The sequence below is a fragment of the Bacillus sp. CH_48 genome, from assembly GCF_038008465.1.
GTDB classification, from domain to species: domain Bacteria; phylum Bacillota; class Bacilli; order Bacillales; family Bacillaceae_G; genus Bacillus_A; species Bacillus_A thuringiensis_S.
Map to the genome: position 1 here is coordinate 1,570,629 of NZ_JBBOZF010000001.1, position 22,091 is coordinate 1,592,719.

Consider the following 22,091-nt stretch of genomic DNA (forward strand, 5'->3'; position numbering starts at 1 on the left):
ATGGAAGAATAACAAAAGGCCTTCTCACCTGATATGATGAGAAGGCCAAAAAAGCATACGTATCCCCAAAAAAGAACATACGTATATTGTATTCCGACTTCCTTCTCAACCTCACGGGGTTGGGTTAAAGGACTGTATTATATTACTTTATTTTTAGCACTCTTCTATTGGATTGTCAAATAAAGAGGAAGTTATTATGTGTGAAATATTTCAAAAAACATTTCGTTCTTCTTGACGTCGGCTTCATTATTTTCCCATAATAAAACTAACTAAATAAAAAGGAATGAATCAAAGATGCTAAATTTAGTACTCATGATGATTGAACGAGTCGGACTTATAGTTATTTTAGGATTTTTACTCTCTCATATTAAAACTTTCAGGCGCCTCCTTCATAAACAGGATGGCTATGTAGATAAGCTTAAGCTTATTTGTATTTTTTCGGTATTTACAATTGTAAGCAATTACACTGGGATTGAAATAGCGGGAAATACAATTATGAATGAAAATTGGTTACAAGGTGTTTCTTCGTCAAGTACAATTGCGAATACGCGTATTATGGGTGTTGGTATTAGCGGCTTACTTGGTGGCCCTATCGTAGGGATTGGAGTAGGGTTTATTGCTGGTATTCATCGTTATATGCTTGGTGGTACGACAGCGCTAAGTTGCGCAATCTCTTCTATTTTAGCGGGGATTATAACTGGTTATATCGGATATATTTTCAAAAAATATAACCGTACAATTACTCCTAAGTTTTCAGCAGTTTTAAGTATTTTTATCGTATCTTTAGAAATGCTTATGATTTTATTAATTATAGAGGATGGAATTAGCGTTGTGAAAACAATAGCGATACCGATGATTCTTGTAAATAGTTTTGGAAGTTTTATTTTACTTTCTATGATACAAGCTATTTTGCGTCAGGAGGAGAATGCAAAAGCACTTCAGACTCATAAAGTATTGCGTATTGCTGATAAAACGTTACCGTATTTTCGTCAAGGCTTAACAGAAGAATCGTGTAAGCATGTGGCACAAATTATTCACCGCTTTACAGGAACAGATGCGGTATCTTTAACAGATACAGAGAAAATATTAGCACACGTTGGATTAGCATCAGATCACCATATTCCTTCACATAGTTTAATAACTGGTTTATCAAAAGAAGTTTTACATACAGGGCAAATAATGAAGGCGAAATCACGTGAGGTTATTAATTGCCAACATGAAGGCTGTCCCTTACAAGCCGCTATTGTTATTCCACTAACTTCACATGGAAATACGATAGGGACATTAAAACTGTATTTCAAAAATTCTAACCAGTTAAGTCGCGTTGAAGAAGAATTAGCAGAAGGGTTAGCAAAAATATTCTCCACGCAGTTAGAGTTAGGAGAAGCTGAGTTGCAAAGTAAATTACTTCAAGATGCGGAGATAAAAGCATTACAAGCGCAAATTAACCCGCACTTTTTATTTAATGCGATTAATACAGTATCAGCTTTATGCCGAACAGATGTAGAAAAAGCAAGGAAGTTATTATTACAGCTTAGCGTGTATTTCCGTTGTAATTTGCAAGGAGCACGTCAGTTATTGATTCCACTGGAACAAGAATTAAACCATGTACAGGCATACTTATCACTAGAACAAGCAAGGTTCCCAAATAAGTATGAGGTAAAGATGTATATTGAGGATGAGCTAAAGACAACTTTAGTACCACCATTTGTTCTTCAACTATTGGTTGAAAATGCATTGCGACATGCTTTTCCGAAGAAGCAACCAGTGTGTGAAGTGGAAGTGCATGTTTTTGAAAAAGAGGGTATGGTTCACTTTGAAGTAAAAGATAATGGACAGGGAATTGAGGAAGAACGTTTAGAACAATTAGGAAAGATGGTAGTTTCTTCAAAGAAAGGGACTGGAACAGCTTTATATAATATTAATGAACGTCTTATTGGGTTATTTGGGAAAAAAACGATGCTTCATATCGAAAGTGAATTAAATAAAGGGACGGAGATTACCTTTATTATTCCAAAAAAAGTAGGGGAGGAAGAGCCAGGTGTTAAAAGTATTAGTAGTTGACGATGAAATGTTAGCACGTGATGAACTAAAGTATTTATTAGAGAGAACGAAAGAAGTTGAGATAGTTGGTGAGGCTGATTGTGTGGAAGACGCATTAGAAGAACTAATGCAATGTAGACCAGATATTGTATTTTTAGATATTCAATTATCCGATGATAACGGATTTGAAATCGCGAATATATTAAAGAAGATGAAAAATCCACCTGCAATTGTATTTGCTACTGCCTATGATCAATATGCGTTGCAAGCATTTGAAGTAGATGCGTTAGACTACATTTTAAAACCATTTGATGAAGAGCGTATTGTGCAAACATTAAAGAAGTATAAAAAACAAAAACAAGCGCAAATAGAAACGAAGCACGAAATAAAGGGGACAGATGTAACAGCAGAGATGCATAAATTAGCATTACCAATTGAAGAATCAATCGTACTTGTGAATATTGAAGATATTATATATGTAGGGCTTGTAGATGGGAAAGTAACAGTAAAAACAATGAGGGAAACATATGTAACACATGATACACTTGTAATTTTAGAGAAGAAGTTACCACAAGCAAACTTCATGCGCGTCCATCGTAGCTTTATTGCAAATATTAATCATATTACTGAAATTCAGCCATGGTTCAATTCTACTTATAATTTAATCATGAAAGAAGGATCGAAAGTACCTGTTAGCCGTACATATGCCAAAGAACTCAAGAAGCTGCTTCGTATTTAAGAAGCAGCTTTTGTATTTCATCCTTTTATATTTGTAACTGATTCTGTATATTTGACGTTCTGTTATGTAAACGCTTACCTCGTTACTTACATCTTATACAATAAAGGTACCAAATCGAAAGAGGTGGCCAAAATGAGTACGAAAAAAGTATACAGTTTCTTATCACAAGCATTCATATTCTCAGCTATTATGTTAATTTCTAATATTATTGCAACACATTTACCAATTCCGATGCCTTCATCGGTAATCGGGTTAGTTATTTTATTTAGTCTATTATGTTTAAAAGTTATTAAATTGGAGCAAGTTGAATCACTTGGAACAGCTTTAACAGGTATTATCGGATTCCTTTTCGTCCCATCAGGTATTTCAGTTATTAATTCTCTTGGTGTAATGGGACAATATTTTGTACAAATTTTAACTGTAATTGTTGTAGCAACAGTTATTTTACTAGCTGTAACAGGATTATTTGCACAATTTATTTTAGGAAAAGATGAAAAAGAAACAGAAGATACAAAAGAATTGAAAGTAGTAAATAAAGGACGCAAGCACGGAAAGGTTGCGTAACCATTGCATTTATATATTGTTAGGAGGTAATGAATATGGCAAGCACAATGACTCCATATTTCGGAATCGTCGTTTCATTAATCGCATACGGGATCGGAACGTTATTATTCAAGCATTCAAAAGGATTCTTCTTATTTACACCATTATTTGTAGCGATGGTATTAGGGATTGTCTTTCTAAAGGTAGGTAACTTTACTTTTGAAGAATATAATACTGGCGGAAAAATGATTAGTTTCTTCTTAGAACCAGCAACAATTGCATTCGCTATCCCACTATACAAGCAAGTGGATAAGTTGAAAAAATATTGGTGGCAAATTTTATCGGCTATCGTGGTGGGATCTATTTGCTCAGTAATTGTCGTGTTCATTGTTGCAAAAGCAATCGGTTTAGATACAGCAGTAATGAATTCAATGCTACCACAAGCAGCAACAACAGCAATTGCGTTACCAATCTCAGAAAGTATTGGTGGTATTCCAGCAATTACATCGTTTGCAGTTATTTTCAACGCAGTTATCGTATACGCATTAGGGGCATTATTCTTAAAAACATTTAGAGTTAAGCATCCGATTGCAAAAGGTTTAGCACTTGGAACAGCGGGCCATGCATTAGGAGTTGCAGTAGGAATTGAAATGGGTGAGGTAGAGGCAGCGATGGCAAGTATTGCTGTAACGGTAGTTGGGGTTGTAACAGTAGTTGTCATCCCAATGTTTATGCCATTCATTGGATAGTAAAACTTACTTAAAAAATAAGAAAAGCAAGCTATTTGTAGGACAGATTTCTACTGATAGCTTGCTTTTTATGTTACAGTAGTGGTAAGACCTATTTAAAAAAATGTAAGTTTCCTTAAATCTTCATTAATACTATGTAGAATACGTTTTGAATTAGGTCATTGTATTGTAAAATAAGAAGTAATCTACTATATACCTGTTAAGATAGGCATATAATGAGTTTATAAAAATCTTAATATGAATGAATAATTTAAAAGTAGAAAAGAGAGAAATCTACTTATTAACGTTTTAGTTTATAGGACAGGAGAGAGTATTCGTCGATTATGCAAATAAAAAACCTGTTTCAAAGCAAAGGATTTCAGAGGTTACTCGTATTAGTAATACTTGCTCTCGTGTTATACGGGCTGCAAAGTATGTTGAATTTAATATTAATTACGTTTATTCTCACGTATTTAATGGATCGATTCCAAAAGTTTATTTCCCGCAAATTAGATCATTTCATGCCTATTAATCGAAAAATTATTATAGCATTTCTATATGTAATGTTAATTGGTGGAATTGCTATTACGCTATTTAAATATTTACCAGTATTAACGATACAAATTTCACAATTGATTTACCAATTCAATGTATTTTTAAGAAACCCACCAGATAGTGAACTAATTAAGTATGCAGTTAATGCTGTCAATCATATGGAGCTTTCTAAATATGTAGGACAAGGCGTAGACATTTTGTATAAATCGATTACGAATGTTGGTAAATTTGGCCTTCAAGTTTTACTTTCTTTAATTTTGAGTTTGTTTTTCTTACTAGAAAAATCTCGTATTGTTGGTTTTACTGTAAAGTTTAAAGAAAGCAGGCTTGCAATTTTCTATACTGAAATTGAGTACTTCGGAAAGAAATTTGCACGTTCATTTGGAAAGGTAATCGAAGCACAATTTTTAATTGCTGTTGTTAACTGTGTTCTTTCAGTTATCGCATTATGGATATTAGGATTCCCACAATTATTAGGTTTAGCGTTAATGATTTTCTTGCTTGGCTTAATTCCAGTAGCGGGGGTTATCATTTCGTTATTCCCACTTTGTATGATTGCTTACAATATTGGCGGTATTATGTACGTTGTTTATATTTTAGTTATCGTAACAGTTATTCATGCGCTTGAAAGTTACGTATTAAATCCGAAGTTTATGTCGCAAAAAACAAATTTACCGATTTTCTATACTTTTATGGTATTAATTTTCTCAGAGCACTTCTTAGGTGTATGGGGACTGATTATCGGTATTCCAATTTTCATTTTCTTATTAGATGTCTTAGATGTGACAAGTGATGAAATGGAGAAGGATGTTGGAACAAAATAAAGTGAAGTAGAGAAAAAGCATCGATGTTCGATGCTTTTTCTTTTATAACATTATGTTTCTTATGCCATACTGTAAGGAGAATATAGAATAGGGGTGAAGTAATGGCTGTAAATGAAAAGGTAGAATTGGCTACATTTGCTGGAGGGTGTTTTTGGTGTATGGTTTCTCCATTTGAAGAGATGGAGGGAATTATACAGGTTGTTTCAGGTTATACAGGCGGTCATAAAGAGGACCCAACGTATAAAGAAGTGTGCTCGGAAACAACAGGACATTATGAAGCGGTACAAATTACATTTGATGCAAATAAAATGCCGTATGAGGAATTGTTAAATATATATTGGAGACAAATTGATCCGACCGATATTGGGGGACAATTCCATGACCGCGGACAGTCTTATGAAACGGTGATTTTTTATCATAATGAAGAACAACATAAAAAAGCAGAAGCTTCAAAAGAAGAGCTTGAGCAGAGTGGGCGCTTTTCGAAACCAATTGCGACAAAAATACTACCAGCAGCTACATTTTATCCAGCTGAAGAATATCACCAAGGATATCATAAGAAAAACACATTCCGCTATGAGTTATATCGTAAAGGCTCAGGACGAGATGCTTTTATTAAGGAACATTGGCCAAAGGATAATGCTCATTTAAAAGAAAAACTCAATGAGATGCAGTTTTATGTAACACAGGAAAATGGTACAGAACCACCATTTCGAAATGAGTATTGGAACCATAAAGAGGAAGGTCTTTATGTAGATATCGTTTCAGGTGAGCCGTTGTTTACTTCTCTAGATAAATTTGATAGTGGATGTGGATGGCCTAGTTTTACAAAACCAGTTATGTCAGCAAGTGTGAAAGAAAAGATGGATGTGAGTCATAATATGACACGTACAGAAGTGAGAAGTAAAGAGGGAGATTCGCATCTTGGGCATGTATTTCCAGACGGTCCAGGACCGAATGGGCTTCGTTACTGCATTAATTCCGCAGCTCTTAGATTTATTCCAAAAGAGGAATTAGAGAAAGAAGGTTATGGCGATTTCTTAATCTTGTTTGGAAATAAAAAATAACCTCGCAGTTAGCGAGGTTATTTTTTTGCTATTTTGTTTTTTTCTTTTTAAATTTGCTTAATACTTCATAAACAATTGGAACAATAAGAAGTGTTAATAACGTTGAACTTGTTAATCCACCAATTACTGTTACACCAAGTCCTTTAGAAATTAAGCCGCTACCTTCAAATCCTAATGCAAGCGGGATAAGAGCTCCGATTGTTGCAATTGCAGTCATTAAAATTGGACGCAAGCGTGTTGCACCAGCTTCTAATAAAGCTTCACGTGTTGATAAACCTTCATTTTCTTGATGAATAACGCGGTCGATAAGCACGATTGCGTTTGTTACAACGATACCGATTAACATAAGCGCCCCAATCATTGCAGATACACTTAATGTTTCACCAGAGATTAATAAGGCAACAAGGGCCCCAATAATTGTGAATGGTAGCGAGAATAAAATTGCGAATGGTGCAAGGGCACCGCCAAATGTAACGACAAGAACGAAGTATACAATGGCAATCGCAGCTAACATCGCTAGGCCAAGTTGCTTGAATGATTCTTGAATATCTTTAGTAACACCGCCCATAGAAACATCTACCCCAGAAGGAAGATCCATTTTATCTACTTCTTTTTGTACTGCAGTAGATGCTTTTGAAACGTCATCAGATATTAATTTGGCACTAACCTCTGCATAAACACGTCCATCTCGGTGTGTTACTGTATTCGATGTTTCACCTTCTTTTACAGTCATAACATCTTTCACAGCTACTTCATTACCAAGTGGTGTTGTAATTTTGCGATTTGTTAAGTCATCGATTGTTTCATAATTTTGTTTTTCAGCTTCTACATATACATTGATATCTTTACCGTCTTTTTTAATTGTTGTCAGAACAGGGCGATCGTGTTGATTAGAAAGTCCCATTCCAATTTGAGCAGCCGTTAAGCCCATTTTACTTAGCTTTTCTTGATCTGCGACTAAAGTGTACTCTGCATATGTTTTTGCAATACTAGAATCTATATCTTTTAAGTCTTTATTTTTCTTCATGATATTTTGAATATCTTTTACGACAGGCTTAATGTCTTCTGAGCTATCTCCGTAAACGTATAGTTTAATTTCGTTACTACCGCCACTTGCTCCGAAGTCTTGGTTTTTCCATTCGCCTTTGCCAGACATCTTCTGTAAATCTTTAACGACTTGTTCTTTCTCTTTTTCAAAGTTTTTCGTGTCGTTATCATATTGAACGAAGAACATAGCTTGATTTGTTTGACCAGGGCTCATTGGGTTCTCTCCACCTAATGAGAACTGAATTGTTTTCACGTCTTTATTATCTTGGAAGTGCTTTTCAGCTTTCGTTGCAATTTTTTCAACGTCTTCCAATGTTTGACCTGGTTCAGGTTTGTATGTTGCGATAATCATTTTTTCTTCTTCAGAAGGTAAGAAACTTACACCGATAACTGGCACAAGTGCGAGACTACCAACTAATAGAAGGACAGCGATACTTGATGTAATAATTTTGTGATTTAAAGCCCATGCAAGTATGCGTTTATACCCATTTGCTAATTTACTTGGTTTTTCTTCATGATGTACTTCTTTTTCTCTCATACTCTCTTTCTTAAATAAAGAGTGAGCTAACATCGGTACGATTGTAACAGCTACTAGTAATGATGCTAATAAAGCGAAGACAATAGTTAAGGCGAATGGTAAGAACATTTCACCAATCATACCTTTTACAAGTCCTAGCGGTAAGAATACAGCGATTGTCACAATGGTAGAAGACATAATCGGAATAAACATTTCTTTCGTAGCTTCACGAATTAAATCTCTTCCGCGCAATTTCTCTTCTGATAACGACATACGTCGGTAAATATTTTCAATAACAACAATTGAGTCATCAACAACACGGCCTATAGCAACTGTCATTGCTCCAAGCGTCATAATGTTAAGCGTAATATCCATTTGCTTTATGACTAAAACAGCAATTAATAACGAAAGTGGTATTGAAACGACAGAGATTAACGTTGTTCGAATATTTCGTAGGAACAGCATAATAATAACAATCGCAAAGATAGCACCGAAAATTGCTTTGCTTAGCATTGTTTCAACTGACTTTTCAATAGGTGCACCTTGGTCGAATGTTGAAATGATCTCTAAATCTTTATATTTTTTCTCAAGATCTTTTACTTTATCTTTTACTGCATTTACAACATCAACTGTATTTGCATCAGAGGCCTTCACAATTTGAATTCCAATTGCTTCTTTTCCATTTGTTCGAGAAATGGATTCTGCTTTCCCAACTTCTTTAATTTCAGCAATTTCGTCTAATGTAACTGTTGGAATTCCGTTCATAGCAGCTGGATTCATTTGCGGCGTTTGTGCACCAGCGCCAGCATTTTGACTACCTTGACCGTTAGGTGATGAAGGTATAGCTGGGATTTTGAGTTCTTTTAATGCTTTAATCGTTGTAATATTGCCATCTACAACAACTGATTTTTCCGTGTCTTTAAACGTGTATAGGCCAAGTGGTAAAGATACATCCGATCCTTTAATTACATTTTTTACAGTATCTTCACTTAGTCCTAGTTCTTTCATTTTATCTTTCTTGAAGACGAGCTGTACTTCATCTACTTGTTGACCTGCAATTTGAACAGATGCAACACCATCAAGTCCTTTTAAGCCCGGTACAATATTTTTCTCTACATTTTCAGTTAAGGTAGCTAAAGATTCATTCTTGCTTGCTACGCTTAACGAAATAACAGGAAAAGCATTGAAGTTTACTCGTGAAACCTTAGGGTCTTTAACACCGTCAGGGAGCTTTACATTTGTGAGAGCTTCTTTAATTTCTGTTTCTGCTTTTTCCATATTTTTATCAAAATCGTATTCTACTTGAATAGAAGATGCGTTTTGAAAAGATGATGAGCTAACAACGTTAACACCACTTAAATTTTGTAGTTGTTCTTCCATCGGCTTTGAAACTTTATCGGCTACTTCTTCTGGTGTAGCACCAGGATAGACCGTAGTTACTGTCACAATCGGTGTTGTAATATCGGGAATTGTTTCCAGCTTCATATTGAGGCCAGAGTAAATTCCCGCAATAGTAACAATAATGGTTAGTAGCCAAACTGCGAACTTATTTTTTAACGAGAAATTGATGATTTTGTTCATGTTTGCGCTCCCTTTGTATTATATTGACCAACTGGTCAGTCTAATACATAATATAACTGACCAGTTGGTCAATCGTCAATAAAAAGAGATGGTATAATAAATCCATAATAAGATGCGAGATTAAATTTAGGAGAGAAGATATGAAAGAAAAAGAGCGTTTAATTATAGAATCGGCTATGAAGTTATTTGCTACTAAGGGTGTAAATGCGACATCAGTGCAGGAAATTGTGACAGCTAGTGGTATATCTAAGGGAGCTTTTTACTTATATTTTAAATCAAAAGATGAGCTTTTATTAGCGACACTTCGATATTATTATGACAAAATTCAAAAGAAAATGCTGGATATTGAGCAAGAGTCTTTGTTACCACGTGAAAAATTTGCAAAACAATTACATTGTCAGTTTAATGATATACAAAAGCATAAAGAGTTTATTATTATGCATGCGAGAGAAAATGCGATTCCGTTTAATAAAGAAGTGGAAGAATTTATGATGCGGATGAAGTTAGAGTCTCATGCATTTTATCGAAATAGTTTATTGTCCATTTATGGTGAAAAGATTATGCCATATTTATTGGATTTAGTAATTATGGTGGAAGGCATATGCCGTGGGTATTTAGAATTAATTATTTTACAAGCAACAGAAATTGATTTATCTTACGTCTCTGCTTTTATTTTAAAAAGAGTAGATAATTTAGTAGATGGCTTGGTAGAATCTTCGGAAGAACCTATTTTACACGAAGAAAAGCTTGGAGAATTTCTTTGTAAATCAGAGCTCATTAAGGAACAGGTTAAAGAGCATTTTTTAAAAGAAATTATTGGATTTAAGCGTACTCTAGCTGATCAATTAGAGGACGATGAGCTGCTAGTAACATTAGATGTTTTAGAGGCGGAAATGCGATTGCTTAATCCAAGAATTCCGGTAATTAGAGGTATGTTAGCAAATTTAGAGGTTTATCCGGAATTAAAAGAATTTCGCTTACGCCTTATAGGATACTACAATATAAAAAATTCTTAATAAAAAACTCCTTGTCTACACAAGGAGTTTTTTATTAAAGATTACTTACTATTTTGAGACCATTTTTCTACATCCCAAACCTTTGTGATCCAATCTTCATAGAATTCCGGTTCGTGACATACAAGGAGAATTGTTCCTTTATATGCTTTCATAGCCTTCTTAAGTTCTTCTTTTGCTGTAACATCAAGATGGTTTGTCGGCTCATCAAATAGTAGCCAGTTACTTTCTTCACCCATTAGCTTACATAAACGAACCTTTGCTTGTTCTCCACCACTTAATTGACTTAATGGACGAGAAATATGTTCATTTTTTAATCCGCATTTTGCTAACATCGCACGAATTTGATGCTGGTCTAGGCCAGGGAATGTATTCCATACATCATCAATTGGTGTTATATTATCAGCTTTAACTTCTTGCTCAAAGTATGCAGGCTCTAAGAAGTCACCAAGACTTGTTTTACCGTTTAAAGGTTTAATTTTACCTAAGATTGTTTTTAGTAGCGTTGATTTACCAACACCATTACATCCAACAATAGCAATTTTTTCACCACGCTCAATTGTCATTGATAACTTTGGTAGTAGCGGATGTGTATATCCGATTTCTACATTTTCACCTTCAAAGACGAAGCGACTACTTGCACGACTTTCTTTAAATGAGAATTCAGGTTTGATTGCTGTTTCCGGACGATCAATAAGTTCCATGCGATCAAGTTGTTTTTGACGACTCTTTGCACGACCTGTCGTTGAATAACGAGCCTTGTTCTTTGAAATGAAGTCTTCTTGCTTTTTGATAAACTCGCGCTGCTTTTCATAAGCGTTTATATGTTGATTTTTATTGATTTCTGCTAGTTCTAGGAATTTTTCATATGTCGCTGTATAGCGTGTCATTTTTGTGAATTCTAGATGGAAAATAACATCAACACATTTGTTCATAAATTCCGTATCATGAGAAATCAATAAGAATGCATGTGGGTATTCTTTTAAATAAGTTGTTAACCAATGAATATGTTCAACGTCTAAATAGTTAGTAGGTTCATCAAGCAATAACACTTCTGGTTGTTCAAGTAATAGCTTTGCAAGCAATACTTTTGTACGTTGTCCACCACTTAGTGCTGAAACATCACGATCTAAACCAATAGCATCAATTCCAAGACCACGTGCAGCCTCTTCAATTTTCATATCTAGTAAATAGAAACCACCTGCTTCAAGTGCATCTTGTATTTCTGCCATTTGCTCAAGAAGTTCTTCTAGTTCTTCTGGTGTAGCAGTTCCCATTTTTTCTGTAACTTCATTTAAAGCTGTTTCCTTTTCGAATAACGGTAAAAATGCATCCGCTAGTACGTCACGAATTGTACGTCCAGGCGTTAAAACCGTATGCTGATCTAAGTAACCGTAATGTGTGCCTGGTGTCCATTCTACACGACCTTCGTCATGAATAAGCTGACCAGTAATGATATTCATAAATGTTGATTTACCAACACCGTTTGCACCAACTAATCCAACGTGCTCACCTGCTAATAATCGCATAGATACATCTTTAAATAATGTACGATCGCCAAATGTATGTCCTAATTTTTCAACTGTTAATAAGCTCATAGTATCCTCCGTCCAACTTGAAATAGTACCTTGAATCATGATACTAAATTCTTTCATATAATGCCATCATTTCAAAATGTATATTTTTTCAAAAAAAGGGTTGCATTAATTTTCTGAAAATATATAATATAATTGAACAGTGGTTAATTATATGTGTGAGGTATGAAATATGTCGCCAAGGAAAGCAGTTAAACAAGAACTAACAAGAGAAATGATTATGAATGTAGCTAGGGAGCTATTTATAGCACAAGGATATCAACATACTTCAATGCGCAAAATTGCAACAGAACTTGGATATAGCCATGGTTCGATTTATTATCATTTTAAAAACAAAGCAGAGCTATTTTACGCAATGGTGGAACAGGATTTTCAATTATTAAACAAAAAGTTAGATGAAATTTGTAATCAAAAGTTATCGAGAGAAGAGCAACTAAGAGCAGTTTTATTCGGTTTTATTGAATTTGGTCTAAGAAATCAGAGTCATTATGAAATTATGTTTTTAATTAAAGATGCCGAATTAAAAGAGTGTTTGGCAAATAGTCCTAATGTTAGTTATGAAAAATTTGCGAAGGTTATTTCTTTTTTATGTGATGGGGAATTAAATGCGATGATAATATGGTCTGTTTTTTTATCATTACATGGATTTGTAGCACATTATTGCAGAAGTGGCCAAACGTTTGAAGAACTACAAGGTTTGGCTAAGGTACATGTAGAGTTTATTTCAAAATCGCTTCTTATGTAAGTGATTTTCTTTTTAATATTAATTGAACAGTGGTTAATTAATTTAGGAGGGGATTTATAATGAAAAAGGCTTTAGTATTAGGTGCTTCTGGTTCAATGGGTTATGCAATTGTAAACGAATTATGTGGCCGAGGGATTCATGTGGTTGCTTTTGCAAGAAATAAGGAGAGATTAGGTGCATTATTTTCTGGGAACAAACATGTAGAAGTTGTAGCCGGCGATGTATTTGTAAAAGAGGATATAATGAATGCTGCTAAAGATGTTGATATTATATTTCATGTTGTAAATATTCCGTATTCAGATTGGGAGAAACAGCAAGAGAAATTATTAATAAACATATTAGAGGTATCGAAACATTACGGTATCAAACTAGGGATAGTTGATAATATTTATGCGTATGGAAGGCAAGGGGAAGGGCTTGTAAAAGAAGAGGCTAAAAAAAGACCACACACAAAGAAAGGGAAGATTCGTTTACAACTTGAAGAGATGGCAAAACAAGCTAATGTACGAATGTTTATTGCTCATTTCCCAGACTTTTATGGTCCAAATGCAGAAAGCACACTTGTTCATCATACATTAAAGGGAATACTTGCAAATAAAATGTCTAGCTTTGTTGGAGATAAAAAGATTGCCCGTGAATATATTTTTACACCAGATGGTGCAAAAGCAATGGTTGAATTAGCTTTACATGATGAGGCCTATGGACAAAATTGGAACATACCAGGTTATGGTGTTATTACAGGTGAGGAAATGATTCAACACATACGGGAATTAACGGGATATACGAAACGAGTAATAACTGTAAAAAGAGGAATGATCCAGTTTATTGGTTTGTTTGATAAGCAGATGAAAGAATTTATGGAAATGCTATATTTGACGGAAAAACCAGTTGTATTAAGCGGGGAGAAATATGAGAGGTATATCGGGGATATACCAAAAACTTCGTATTATAATGGGCTAAAAGAAATGATTATATCTATGCAAAAAAAGGGTGTGTAAATGTTAGTATATAAAAAAGTTACTTCTACCTACAGAAGTAACTTTTTTGTTATGCCTTTTGTTTAACTTCACTAACTTTCTTTTCAGCTACAATAAAATGCGGTCTACGTTTTGTTTCATAATAAATACGACCGATATATTCACCAATAACACCTAGGAATATGAGTTGAATACCGCCAATAAATAGTATAGCGGAAATGAGAGTAAAGTAACCAGGAACTTCCACACCACCAAGGATAATTTGAACGAACGTAGTGATTACATATAAAAGTCCAAAAATGGTTGTTAGTAATCCAAGATATATAGATAGGCGTAACGGTTTATTATTGAATGAAATTACACCATCAATTCCGTAATTTAATAATTTCGAGAAGGTCCATTTACTTTCTCCATCAGAACGTAATACATTTTCATATTCAATAATTAATTCGTTATAACCAATCCAAGAGAATAAGCCCTTTGAAAATCGGTTGTACTCACTTAAGGATACTAATGAATCCACTGCTCTTCGACTTAAAAGTCTAAAGTCACCAATACCATCTACTAATTCAATATCTACAAACTTATTCATCACCTTATAGTAAAGACGAGAGACGAAAGAGCGAACGGGTGAATCACCAGTTCTTGTCCTTTTTGCAATGACTTGGTCGTAGCCATCGTTATATCCTTCTAACAGTTCTTTTATTAACGTAGGAGGGTGTTGTAAGTCAGCATCCATAATAACGATTGCATCGCCTGTAGCGTATTTTAAGCCAGCTAACATTGCAGCTTCTTTTCCGAAGTTTCGACTAAACGATATATAGTGTACTGATGAATCTGAACTAGCTAAATCACGTAAAATATTTAATGTATCATCTTTACTACCATCATTAACAAAAACAAATTCATAATCGGTAGTTAATTTATGAATTTCAAGAGAAGTCTCTGAATAAAAGGCTCGAAGCACCTTTTCTTCATTGTAGCATGGTACTACTATTGAAAGGGTCATGTTAGGACCTCCTTAGGTGTAATTTTAAACTGGGCATGAAGTAAAAGTGAAGCAATGATCTTCAACTTTTACTTCACTTTACTTTAATAACTTTTTTTAAAACGATTTTTTAATTTTGAATATCTTTTCGGATCTCCAAGAACTAGAAGCGAGATGCAAATGATAAATGAAATGATAGAAATAACGAGACCCATTTTGAAATAAGGTGTGACGTATTTCATTTCAACTATATGTTGCCCTTTGGAAATAGGAACGCCAATAAAGGCGGAATTAGCCTTCGTAAATTCTGTTTCTTTACCGTCAACTTTTATTGACCATCCTTTACTATACGGTACCGATAAATATAGCAATCCATCCTTAGTAGAATTAATATCACCTTTTAAGGAGTTACCTTCATAGTAAATATTTTGTAGACTATTTTCTTTTAAAGTATTTACTTTTTTCGGGATAGTCTGATAGTTAGTACTGTTGATTTGTAAGTCTTTCAACTCATATTGACCAGGAGTAGGAATAGAAATGATTAGCTCGGTTGGCTTCGCATCTTTTCCTAAGTTGTAAACAAATCTTTCTAAAGGATAAGCATAAGCTCCATCTTCATTACCTTTTATCATAGATTTGTCATTCACGGTAACCCCAAATGATTCCTTGTTTATATTTCTAATTTTAATTTCAACAAGAAGATCACCTAACATATCGTTATTATCAATAGGTACTATTATACGCCCATTTTCATGAACAGTGAGTATATCTTTCTCTTTCTCTATATTTTCCCACTTCATTTTATTTGGATTAATCTTAATTTGTTTTGAATCTAGCTGTTTTGTATTAAATTGTTTTAGTGGAAGACTTCCAACATCATTTACAACTACAGCATCTAATAAAAGTTGATCTTTCTCGGCAAAATTAAGTTTTGAAAATTCTTCATCACTTATTCCAGCTTCGTATACATAGCCTAATGGTAGTGCAAATTCATTTTTATAAATGTTGTAAGGACCTACTTGTTGTAAATGCTTATAGCCATAAGGAATTTCGGTTTTATTAGCACCGTCACTTAGTACATAATATTTTACCCCTAGCATGTTCTCAAGGAATAATCGTTTATCTAACTGGAAGAACATAGATGGGCTATCATATCCTTGGAAAACATTGTACTTATTCTTCATAAAGTCATGAATATGATAATTGACTAAGCTTTGATAAGTACTTGTACCATGATAACCTTGCAACATAGGCGTATTTTTATAATTATTGTTTGGATTGATAATTCGATAAAAATCTTTATCTTGATTTTGTATATAACGAATTGCTTCAATTTCATCCTTATTATCAAGACCTGGTCCATGTAATGATTCTTTTGTCACGCCTGCTTGATTAAAGTGTTTACTAAGAGCAAAATCTGAATAGAAGTAATTAATAAATATTACATTGACGAGTACATTTAATACAATGAAACATTGTAGGGCTACTTTTGATAAATAGCGCCATAGTAATATTGTAATAATGGATAATACAGTAGTGCAAATTAAAATTTTATCAATCGTTTGTAGCGGCTGTGCGTTTATATTTACTTTTCTATAGAATGCGTAAATAAATAGTGCTGTTGCCAGCAAAGGACCTATTAAAGAATTGACCTTCTTTTTGTGAAGCAGCATCCAATCTAAAATGTAGGCGACAGTTTGCGCAACCACAAATGCAAATAAGTAAAACCATCTGTATTGCATAGCAGAAAAGCCATTAAATATGGAATACGTATATGGAAGCATATATAGCACTAACATAAACCCAGTAAAGAGTAATTTATTTGTGACAAGTTTATTGCGTATTAGAAGCGCGCTAGTAATAAGGAAGAGGATGAAAACAGGGAATGCAAGCTGATAATCCTCTGTATTATTAATGAAAAAGATACTTTCCATTAAGTTTTTATAAAACGTATCTTCAAAAAATAACGGTATAGTAAATTTTGTAGCGAGTCGATCGGAACTAAATACACCATTTACAGATGGTATAAAGCAAACAGCAGATAAACCTAGTGATAAAGCATATAGAAAAGCAATTCTAATATAATAAATTATAAATGTTTTAATTGTTTTGTTCTGCTGTGTAGCGAAATATTGGAAAAAGGCATAAATATAGATAAAAATACTAGTAATGAAAGCGAAATAGAAATTTGATGCAAGCATAAGTGCTGTTGCAAACAGGAATAATCCCTTTTTTCGCTCTAAAATATATTTATCTAATCCCCATATTACTAAAGGTAAAAACACTATAGCATCTGCCATGAAATCCCATAATAAAGAATGGCGAATGAAAGTTACACATCCTCCATATATAATGGCAGAAATGAGAGAAGAAAAAATAGTTTTATTGTGATAACGTAAAGAACCATACATGAATAACATAGCTAATGTACTTTTTAAAATGCTCATATATAGTTTCATCTCAAAGATTTGGTCAAAATTTAGTTTAGGAAGTAGAAGCGTAAGCCAGAAAAATGGTGCTGTACTATAGTAATAACTAAATTCTCCGAATAAATCCCCACCTAAGCCATAATCCCAAGACCAAAATAAATTTCCATCTTTAAATGCGTGTTGTAAAAGGAATGTAAAGAAACTGAATTGTGATAATGCATCTCCCGTACTAGAAAATACACTGTCTGATTTTAGGAAAAAGTAATGAAAAGCAAATGCACATATTATTAATAATGGAATAATAATAAGTGTGCTTTTAGTGAAAAATGTTCTTTTATTTACTTCTGAAGTCATTAAATAAATAAGCCTCCTTAAATGCAATTGCCACATTCTTCACCTCTGGATATCGTTTTATGATGAAGAAAAACTATGTATGAATCGGCGATTTTTAATAGTATTAATAAAGTGTTCATTTGTGCAATTTGTGGAAAATTTAGGGCGTGAATAGTTAATATTTACATGAAGAATTAACTATGAATTACCTTAATAATAGGTGTTAGACATCTAGTGCTGTTCGTTTCCAAGTATAATCATTCCAGAAAGGCAAGTCAATTTAAGATATAGATTGAAAAAGGGCTCATTTTCTAAGTGAAGAAGATAAAAATAAAAACTTCAAATTTGATTTGAAGTTTTTATTTTTATTTATTTTCGAGCCAGCTTTTTATTTATAAATCCTAAAATCAATACGCGTATTTGTGGATCGATTGCAAGACCGATAATACCGTATAATATACCAGTAATTGTTAAAGCAACTAGTGGCGGTAAGGCAATTAATATTGTGCGGTATAAAATATAGCTGATTATAAAGGCTAAGGTATTGAATATAATCCCTTTAAATAGTAACGAGAAGCCTTTACGAACAAATAGAGTGAATCCGATTAGTAACGTAATCTCGGTAAGGATAGCAGCAATAGCGGCTCCCATCATTCCGAACTGACTACCTAAGGCGATGTAACTTATAACGGCAACAGCTAGTCCGATTCCCATTGTTGTTGCACGTTTCCATTGTTGACCAATGGTCGTTAAATTATCAGCAAGTGGGTAGTTAATAGATTGTAGAATGACCATAAAGGCTAAAATGGCAAGAGCATCACCAGCTGGCGCATATTCTTCACCTAATAAAGTAACAATCCAAAAGCTTGGATTAGCGATAAATGGAATGGAGATTCCCATTCCTAAGAAAGACATCAGTTTTAATTCAAACTGAGATAGTTTTCTATGTTCATCAATATTTTTTTCATTTCCAAACGCAAATAACTTTGGATAGAAGGCTGCTGCAATTACACCAGGTATTTGATAAAGGACTGCAGGTATTTTCGATGCAGCTCCAAAGAATCCAACTTGCTCATATGTCGAAACTTTTTCTAATATAATAGGGCCTAACTGCGGTAAAAGCATAATGATAATGCCATTGATTGTGAAAATCAGCAGTTGATCTAAAATCCCTTTGTCCCAGCCCTTATGAACTGTCGTATGGCGGAGTACCATTATGAAGGCAATGACTCCTGTTACAAGACTAGATATCCCGTACATGGCAGCGACTGTCATAAGTGACCATTTCAATGACATTCCTAGTAGAAGCGCAGCAGCGGCTGTTACACCTTGTAGTACAGAAATAATCGCTGTAAATTGCATACGTTCTGTTACTTGGAAATAAGCCATTCCAACGCCTTGTAAAGTTGCTCCAAACATTGTTGGTAATACAACCCAATATACCATGGCGCGTAAGTAGGCATCCGTATAGAAGAACTGAGCAAAAATAGCGAAGAGTACAGAAATTACGACAGCTAATACGAAACGAATGCGTAAATAACTACTGATTAGTACGCTAATATTTGCATCCTTTCTCGTTCCTTCACGCATAAACGTATGTGTCAAACCCGCATCTGTGAAATAACAAATAACAGCGGAAACTGCTAATGCAGTTGTAAACATTCCATACTCACCGGGAGACACGTATCTTGCAAAGAGAATCGTCGCGATAGCAAGTACAAATCGAACAGTAATATTTCCTACAAATAGGTAGGAGGCATTTTTAAGAATCTTATTTGTTTTCATGGGAAAAAACCTTTCTATTCTTTAGGACCTTTTTTGTCTGTCCTATTTGTAAATTTGATTTGTTTACGGAAAGAGAGGTGAGTACTATATTTTCAGTTTAAGAAAACAGAAATTTAATTCGTACAAACCAAAGCATTGCATATAGTTTTTTACTACGCTTTCCGTTTTTTGAATAGATTTTACGGCAATATTTCTTTATATCTTTTTTGATTAATTGAACTTGGGCATTATTTAATTGAGAGTTTTCTTTAATGTATATACAAGCATTATTGATAACCGTATAAGGGAATAAATAAGTCTCAAGAATCTCAATAAGTGACTGAGGGTCTTTCGTAATGAAGTCTTGAGATTTATTATGTACCCAGTCTTTCATACGATTGAATACTTCCAGTTCTTTAGTTGTTTTTAATTCGTAATCTTTATATTTAGAAGAAAGATTTCCTTCTGATAAGATTCTATAATATGTTAAATATTCATCGACATAGCATACATTTGTCACACTCATTAGTTTAAATAAAAACTCCAAGTCTTCTCCCCAGCTACATCCTGGTGTAAAACGGATATTATGATTCATTGCGATAGAGCGTTTGAAAATCCAAGTACTTGTTTGAGCAACAACTTGGTGTGTTAAGAATGCTTTTGCCATATCACCTTTAATAAAGTTTGTTGTATGCTCAATCTTTTCGCCTGTTTCTTCGTAGAAATTCATATAACCACAATAGCACGCGTCCATGTTGTTTTTATGCATACTCTCGATTTGTTTCTCAATTTTAGTTGGATGCCATAAGTCGTCACTATCAAGGAAAGCGACGTATTCTCCGCTAGCATTTTCAATCCCTGTATTACGAGCTACTGAAACACCTTGGTTTTTTTGGTGAACGTACTTTACTTGACCCGGATATTTTTCTGCAAGGTTTTTTACGATAGAAGGTGATTGATCTTTACTTCCATCATCTACAATTACAATTTCAATGTTTTTATATGTTTGATCCAGTATCGAATGCATCGTTTCTTCAATATATTTTTCTGTGTTATACAGGGGTATGACAACAGAAACAAGTTGTTTTTGTTCCATCATAGAATTTTTATCTCCTCAAATTTTTTATGTCTTGCACCATATATACAAGCCTTTTGAAAGGAAGAAGATTACAAGAACATCTGTATCAGTTTAACGCATATAAACTTTGTAAATCAACTTTCTATTATTGTACTTTGTATAAAAAGTATTTATTATAGAATATATTGTCTTGTAAAAATATAGAAATATAATTTGAAAATTATGTATTTGAAGGGAGAAGATGAGATGTTAAGGCGATTTACTCGCAAATCTAATGTAATCCTTTTAGGGATTATTATGATAGTCGGTTTTGCGCTTCGTTTTGCAACTTTACAAACACATGGTGCAGATTTGACTCTAGCTAGCGATGATCTAGGTTATCAAAAAACGGCAACTATTTTATTGGAAACAGGAATGTTAACATATCATGAGCCGGATAAACCAACTATTCATATTATGCCAGGTTTTCCAGCGTTTTTAGCTACTGTATTTTACTTTTTTGGAAATGGCAATGAAGGCCTTTTTGTAGCTAAATTAATTATTATCCTATTAGGGGTACTTAGTATTTTACTAACTTATAAGATTGGTACTTATTTATTGAATCCCGCTGCAGGATTAATAGGTGCTTTCTTATTAGCTGTGTATCCTCCAGAGATTGTTGTGGAAAATTTAACTTTAACTGAAGGACCGTTTCTATTCTTTTCATTAGGATTATTATATTGGAGTTTAAAATTAGCTGATACTCATAAAACGAAACATTTCCTAATTGTATTAATTTTCTACTTTTTAGCATTGTACTTACGCGTACAAGTTGCTTTATATCCAATACCATTATTTATATATCTCTTAATGAAGCGCTATCCATTCCGCATTATGATGAAGCAAGCGATTATAAGTGTAGGAATAGGACTTATCGTACTTGGACCATGGTGGGCCCGCAATTATATTCAATTTGATAAGTTTATTCCACTAACTGCTGGGGCAGGGAATCCGTTATTACTGGGAACGTATCAAGGGAAAGGTTACCCAGAAGGTAAGAATATGGCAGAACTTGAAGTAGAATTACACGCAAAGTACCCTAACCTAGAAGCACATGAATTTATGGAATTAGAAGAAAAAATAGCGAAAGATAAAATGAAAGAATGGTGGAACAGAGATAGGAATTCCATGATAGAGAGTTATTTAATCTTGAAGCCAGAAATTATGTGGAAAAAACCGTATTATTCTATAGAGCATAATATTGAAGTATTCAATGTTTCTGCAAAGGATATGAATGAAATACATAATTTTATTAAGACGATGTTTTTAATATGTACAATACTTTCATTTATCTTCCTTTTAAAAAGGTGGAGAGAGACTACATTTTTATGGTCAATCCTTTTACTGCAAACAGCTTTAACTTGTTTTTATGCCGCATATGAAAGATATGCATTACCATTAATTCCATTTTTATTTATTATAATTGGAGTAGGAACTGTAGCAACGGTTATGAAAATTAGTAAATTATTAATTAGAAACAAATAGT

16 protein-coding genes are annotated in these 22,091 nt (G+C 33.8%); 10 read left to right on the forward strand and 6 right to left on the reverse strand.

Annotated elements, in window-relative coordinates:
- Positions 1 to 294 precede the first annotated feature (294 nt).
- The 6 genes from lytS to msrB all read left to right on the forward strand — a co-directional run bounded on the left by lytS (position 295) and on the right by msrB (position 6,499).
- Positions 295 to 2,064 carry a two-component system sensor histidine kinase LytS gene (gene lytS, locus N2V92_RS07765; RefSeq protein ID WP_016078228.1) on the forward strand — a complete coding sequence of 590 codons (1,770 nt, stop codon included), beginning with the start codon at positions 295 to 297 and terminating at the stop codon, positions 2,062 to 2,064.
- Positions 2,042 to 2,782: a LytR/AlgR family response regulator transcription factor gene (locus N2V92_RS07770; RefSeq protein WP_000921846.1), complete on the forward strand. Its 741-nt coding sequence runs from the start codon at positions 2,042 to 2,044 to the stop codon at positions 2,780 to 2,782. Before lytS ends, N2V92_RS07770 begins: the two co-directional genes overlap by 23 nt.
- 132 nt (positions 2,783 to 2,914) lie before the next feature.
- Positions 2,915 to 3,346, forward strand: a complete 432-nt coding sequence (gene lrgA / locus N2V92_RS07775; protein WP_000104901.1) for an antiholin-like murein hydrolase modulator LrgA — start codon at positions 2,915 to 2,917, stop codon at positions 3,344 to 3,346.
- A gap of 35 nt (positions 3,347 to 3,381) precedes the next feature.
- Positions 3,382 to 4,074: an antiholin-like protein LrgB gene (lrgB, locus tag N2V92_RS07780; protein WP_000168869.1), complete on the forward strand. Its 693-nt coding sequence runs from the start codon at positions 3,382 to 3,384 to the stop codon at positions 4,072 to 4,074.
- 323 nt (positions 4,075 to 4,397) lie between these two features.
- Positions 4,398 to 5,432, forward strand: coding sequence for an AI-2E family transporter (locus tag N2V92_RS07785; RefSeq protein WP_001166012.1), 1,035 nt, complete (start codon positions 4,398 to 4,400; stop codon positions 5,430 to 5,432).
- 101 nt (positions 5,433 to 5,533) lie between these two features.
- A complete protein-coding gene (gene msrB, locus N2V92_RS07790; RefSeq protein ID WP_016099345.1) occupies positions 5,534 to 6,499 on the forward strand; it encodes a peptide-methionine (R)-S-oxide reductase MsrB in 966 nt (321 codons plus the stop codon).
- Positions 6,500 to 6,527: 28 nt separating this feature from the next.
- Here the strand turns inward: msrB and N2V92_RS07795 are convergent, their stop codons facing one another.
- Complete coding sequence (locus N2V92_RS07795) at positions 6,528 to 9,644, reverse strand: efflux RND transporter permease subunit (protein ID WP_016078226.1); 3,117 nt, start codon at positions 9,642 to 9,644, stop codon at positions 6,528 to 6,530.
- A 140-nt stretch (positions 9,645 to 9,784) separates the two neighbouring features.
- On the opposite strand from N2V92_RS07795, the gene N2V92_RS07800 reads away from it, so the two are divergent.
- Positions 9,785 to 10,660 carry a TetR/AcrR family transcriptional regulator gene (locus tag N2V92_RS07800; protein ID WP_000659642.1) on the forward strand — a complete coding sequence of 292 codons (876 nt, stop codon included), beginning with the start codon at positions 9,785 to 9,787 and terminating at the stop codon, positions 10,658 to 10,660.
- Positions 10,661 to 10,701: 41 nt separating this feature from the next.
- On the opposite strand, the gene N2V92_RS07805 is transcribed toward N2V92_RS07800, so the two are convergent.
- Complete coding sequence (locus N2V92_RS07805; protein ID WP_016078225.1) at positions 10,702 to 12,255, reverse strand: ABC-F family ATP-binding cassette domain-containing protein; 1,554 nt, start codon at positions 12,253 to 12,255, stop codon at positions 10,702 to 10,704.
- A 169-nt stretch (positions 12,256 to 12,424) separates the two neighbouring features.
- Between N2V92_RS07805 and N2V92_RS07810 the strand changes: the two genes are divergently transcribed.
- Together N2V92_RS07810 and N2V92_RS07815 are read left to right on the forward strand one after the other, a co-directional pair.
- Positions 12,425 to 12,997, forward strand: a complete 573-nt coding sequence (locus tag N2V92_RS07810) for a TetR/AcrR family transcriptional regulator (RefSeq protein ID WP_000074952.1) — start codon at positions 12,425 to 12,427, stop codon at positions 12,995 to 12,997.
- A 59-nt stretch (positions 12,998 to 13,056) separates the two neighbouring features.
- Entirely contained in the window at positions 13,057 to 13,995 is a 939-nt protein-coding gene (locus N2V92_RS07815) for an NAD-dependent epimerase/dehydratase family protein (protein ID WP_000709952.1), read from the forward strand.
- Between the two features lie 49 nt (positions 13,996 to 14,044).
- Here the strand turns inward: N2V92_RS07815 and N2V92_RS07820 are convergent, their stop codons facing one another.
- From N2V92_RS07820 to N2V92_RS07835, 4 genes are all read right to left on the reverse strand, one after another.
- The gene (locus N2V92_RS07820; protein WP_000175828.1) at positions 14,045 to 14,983 is read right to left on the reverse strand and encodes a glycosyltransferase family 2 protein; all 939 of its coding nucleotides are present in this window, start codon (positions 14,981 to 14,983) and stop codon (positions 14,045 to 14,047) included.
- An 83-nt stretch (positions 14,984 to 15,066) separates the two neighbouring features.
- The gene (locus tag N2V92_RS07825; protein WP_016078224.1) at positions 15,067 to 17,745 is read right to left on the reverse strand and encodes a YfhO family protein; all 2,679 of its coding nucleotides are present in this window, start codon (positions 17,743 to 17,745) and stop codon (positions 15,067 to 15,069) included.
- Positions 17,746 to 18,093: 348 nt separating this feature from the next.
- Positions 18,094 to 19,509 carry an oligosaccharide flippase family protein gene (locus tag N2V92_RS07830; protein ID WP_000856150.1) on the reverse strand — a complete coding sequence of 472 codons (1,416 nt, stop codon included), beginning with the start codon at positions 19,507 to 19,509 and terminating at the stop codon, positions 18,094 to 18,096.
- A gap of 97 nt (positions 19,510 to 19,606) precedes the next feature.
- Positions 19,607 to 20,587: a glycosyltransferase family 2 protein gene (locus N2V92_RS07835; RefSeq protein WP_016078223.1), complete on the reverse strand. Its 981-nt coding sequence runs from the start codon at positions 20,585 to 20,587 to the stop codon at positions 19,607 to 19,609.
- 225 nt (positions 20,588 to 20,812) lie between these two features.
- On the opposite strand from N2V92_RS07835, the gene N2V92_RS07840 reads away from it, so the two are divergent.
- The gene (locus N2V92_RS07840; protein WP_000946117.1) at positions 20,813 to 22,090 is read left to right on the forward strand and encodes a glycosyltransferase family 39 protein; all 1,278 of its coding nucleotides are present in this window, start codon (positions 20,813 to 20,815) and stop codon (positions 22,088 to 22,090) included.
- Position 22,091: the final 1 nt, after the last annotated feature.